Here is a 3,262-nt window from a genome sequence, read left to right on the forward strand (position 1 = left end):
GCTCTCACTGGAGTGAGACCGCCGTCTTTGGTTGAATCATTCGCTCATCCGCGCCAGCTACTCTCGTCTCGCCCCAGAAACCGAGTCAGTAATCAGGAACGATGGGAACTACCGACATTGGCGAGATTATGCAGTTTCGCGTCACCGAACCGGCTCACGAGGTCACTGACGACAGCGCGCACCCGCAGGACCTGAAACTGCCGAATAAACCGAGATACAACACACAGGCGACAAAGGAAACTCGACACATGTCGATGGGTATGCGGATGGAGAACGGGCTCCCCACTCACGTACTGAACGGGAAAACATTCCACGACGAGGGTGTGGACGCGAAGCCACAACTCGGGACGACCGAGATCTGGGAACTCGAGAACGACACCGTGCACACCCATCCCATACACCTCCATCTCGTCACGTTCCAGATCATCGGCCGCGGTCCCGACGGAACCGACGACCCCGACCCCAATGAGCGCGGCCTGAAGGACGTCGTTCGCGTCAATCCCGGCGAGACCGTCAAAATCATCACCCAGTTCGGGGACTTCACCGGCACGTACCCTTGGCACTGCCACATTCTCGAACACGAGGACCAGTCGATGATGCGACCGTTCGAGGTCGTCGCTGGCAACTCCGATGGCCGAGTGCGGAACGAAGGAAACGATGGGTTATGAGAGGAAACGATGAATTATGAGAAGATCGCCGAAAAAATAGCGCAGCGGAGCCGACATCTGCAGCATCGTCGATGACTTTGCGATGCGTGCTACCGAACGCGATGCCAATCCACCAACGAGAGCAGACCGCCTCGATCATCGTTGAACGATTGTCAGAAGAGAGCAGGTCGACTGGGGGCTAGCGGTTGCCGGAAAAAGTGCGGGTGGTACGCTGGCGGCAGTGTCATCGCTCATGGCCGTCGAGCGAGACGGGCCTTGGATTGAGTATCAAGCCCTATCGTATCCTAAGGGAGAAAACATTTATCAGAGTGACATTCATTGCACCTATGAACCGCCGCCGCTTTCTCACTCTCTTTGCACCTGGGCTTACAGGAATTACGGGTTGTCTCTCGTCCCGTCACTCGACAGGCCAGTCGGCACCAACGTCGACATCCTCCACAGAATCACGTCACCTTACCCGGAGAAAGGGCCCAGCTTTCCCCGCAGCACCGGCTTCTATTCAATCTTCATTTTGGCAGCTATATCGCCACGACAAGTCGAGTACTGGCCGTGCTGGTCGTGGGTTCTCTTCGGACGCCTTCCCCTTGGCGAACGTGTGGGACACCGAAATGTTCGATGCCGATGCGGGCTGTCGCTACCCGACGATCGCTGACGGTATCGTCTGTGCTATCAGCACTGGAAAAAGCAAACTCGTCGCCTTCGAGTCCACAGATGGCAGCATCCGATGGACGTTCGATGGTGGGGAGTTCGACGGCATCGGTATGCCGACCACGCCGCCAGCCATCGGTGGCGATACCGTAAACGTCGGATTCACCTATCAACGAGCCTGTCGATCAACCGGTTGTGAGGACGCATCGTTCGTTGCGGGGCGCATGTTTGCGCTCGACCGCAACTCCGGGGCTGTTCGGTGGACGGCGGCCGGAGACACGGGTATGCACTAAAACCTTCGATCAGTGTGCTTGTTCGGGGAAACAGTCGGGACACAGTCGGAGATCCGTCTCGCTTGGGGCGACGTCTTTCTCTTCTGCGGCCCGAATGGTGCCCTCGCTCAGATCGCAGTCTGGGTCGGGCGCGTGCGCTGTCTCTGCGAGTGCGAGAATCGTCATGAGAGAGGGATGGTACTGGGATTAGAAAGGTGTTCGGGGCGTCAGCCGTCGCCATGACTCACGGGTCAGCTGATAATCATCGAAGTGTGGTGTGTGGCTTATCTTGTGGTAGCGAGAAAACGCCGTGCTTTAGCGCGGGGTTGAATCGCGTTCGTTTAGCTGGGCATTTGGCTGACCTGGGACTCGCCATGGATGCCGATTTAGATGGCACGTACTGGCTGACCGCGAACCAGATCCGGACTCCACACGCGGCGGTGACAGCGGTGTGGAGTCCCGCAACGCCCGATATATGCGGAACTTGATGCTGGCCTCGTAGCCCTGAACGATTATTTCGTTCCGACGTGTGATTCGTCATATGGCTTCCGAGGCAGTCACGGTAGACATCGAAGGACGTATCTCGACGATCACGCTTAACCGCCCGAAGGCGATGAACACATTTAGCACGGGATTAGCTCAAGATCTCGATGATGCTCTTCGGGAACTCGATGAGAATGATGACGTTCGAGCCATCATCGTCGAGGGTGCTGGGAACGTGTTTTCAGCGGGAATTGACCTGACTGAGCACGGCGATTTTGATACCCAACGGGAGTATAAAAAATGGGTTGGACAGATGGAGAAGCCATTTCAAACGCTCGTACACATGCGGACGCCCGTCATTGCGGCAGCCCATGGTCACGCCGCCGCGAACGGAATCGGCCTCGTTGCCGCGTGCGATCTTGCGATACTCGCGGAAGGAACCAAACTCGGTGCGACCGCCCCCAAAGTGGGATTGTTCTGTATGGGGCCTGCTGTGCCGTTGATGCGCTCGCTTACGCAGAAACGGTGTCTCGAACTCCTGTTGACAGGCGAGCTCATTGATGCCGAGACTGCACTTGACTGGGGACTCGTTAATCGCGTCGTCCCTGAGGACGACCTCCAAGAGGAGGCAATTGCGCTTGCAGAGTCAATCGCAGAGAAGAGTCCGGTCGCCGTTCAGATGGGCAAACAGGCCTATTACGTGATGAACGATCTGGACTATGACACCGCCCTCGAGTACTCGAACGAGCAGTTCGCCTCGCTGTGTACGACAGACGACGCGAACGAGGGCATCGATGCGTTCCTCGATAAGCGTGAGCCCGAGTGGCCTGGTACGTAGTCCAGTTACTCAGTGACTCTTCTAGAATTAGTCGTCACGGTAGTATCGCTCGCAGAGTTCCAAGAACTGTCGTTTGCGTTTCGCTGCTTGCATCACTGCCTCCGCGTACTCAATGATAGTCACTTCGTCCGGATTCGGGAGATGTGCTTGAAGGCTTTCGCCGTACTCGTCAACACGCGCTTGCAAATCGCTGACTTCCCCTGTCGACGGGTTCAGGGTAGTAGCTCTCGCAATCTCGCTAGTTGTCCACTCTCTCGATAACTGCATCGGCAAAAGCTGCGCCTCACACGGTAAAGACCGCGAAATAAGACGAAGACTGTCTTGGATGCTGTGATGGGGCGTGAATATGTTGA

At 56.7% G+C, this 3,262-nt stretch carries 5 protein-coding genes and 1 pseudogene; 4 read left to right on the plus strand and 2 right to left on the minus strand.

From position 1 onward, the window contains the following. Nucleotides 1-101 precede the first annotated feature (101 nt). From ACR3FF_RS26380 to ACR3FF_RS26390, 3 genes and pseudogenes are all read left to right on the plus strand, one after another. Complete coding sequence (locus tag ACR3FF_RS26380; RefSeq protein ID WP_458191054.1) at nucleotides 102-668, plus strand: multicopper oxidase domain-containing protein; 567 nt, start codon at nucleotides 102-104, stop codon at nucleotides 666-668. 178 nt (nucleotides 669-846) lie between these two features. Next, a pseudogene (locus ACR3FF_RS26385) lies at nucleotides 847-1,320 on the plus strand (alpha/beta hydrolase fold domain-containing protein); the annotation flags it as partial. Beyond that, on the plus strand, nucleotides 1,262-1,609 hold the full coding sequence (locus ACR3FF_RS26390; protein ID WP_458191055.1) for an outer membrane protein assembly factor BamB family protein: 348 nt from the start codon (nucleotides 1,262-1,264) through the stop codon (nucleotides 1,607-1,609). The pseudogene ACR3FF_RS26385 and the gene ACR3FF_RS26390, both read left to right, overlap by 59 nt. A gap of 9 nt (nucleotides 1,610-1,618) precedes the next feature. On the opposite strand, the gene ACR3FF_RS26395 is transcribed toward ACR3FF_RS26390, so the two are convergent. Next, a complete protein-coding gene (locus tag ACR3FF_RS26395; RefSeq protein ID WP_458191056.1) occupies nucleotides 1,619-1,774 on the minus strand; it encodes a hypothetical protein in 156 nt (51 codons plus the stop codon). Between the two features lie 355 nt (nucleotides 1,775-2,129). Between ACR3FF_RS26395 and ACR3FF_RS26400 the strand changes: the two genes are divergently transcribed. Next, the gene (locus ACR3FF_RS26400; RefSeq protein ID WP_458191057.1) at nucleotides 2,130-2,909 is read left to right on the plus strand and encodes an enoyl-CoA hydratase/isomerase family protein; all 780 of its coding nucleotides are present in this window, start codon (nucleotides 2,130-2,132) and stop codon (nucleotides 2,907-2,909) included. Between the two features lie 27 nt (nucleotides 2,910-2,936). Here ACR3FF_RS26400 and ACR3FF_RS26405 read toward each other — a convergent pair whose 3' ends face one another. Continuing rightward, on the minus strand, nucleotides 2,937-3,095 hold the full coding sequence (locus tag ACR3FF_RS26405) for a hypothetical protein (RefSeq protein WP_458191058.1): 159 nt from the start codon (nucleotides 3,093-3,095) through the stop codon (nucleotides 2,937-2,939). Nucleotides 3,096-3,262: the final 167 nt, after the last annotated feature.

The sequence above is a fragment of the Haladaptatus ordinarius genome (assembly GCF_054177595.1).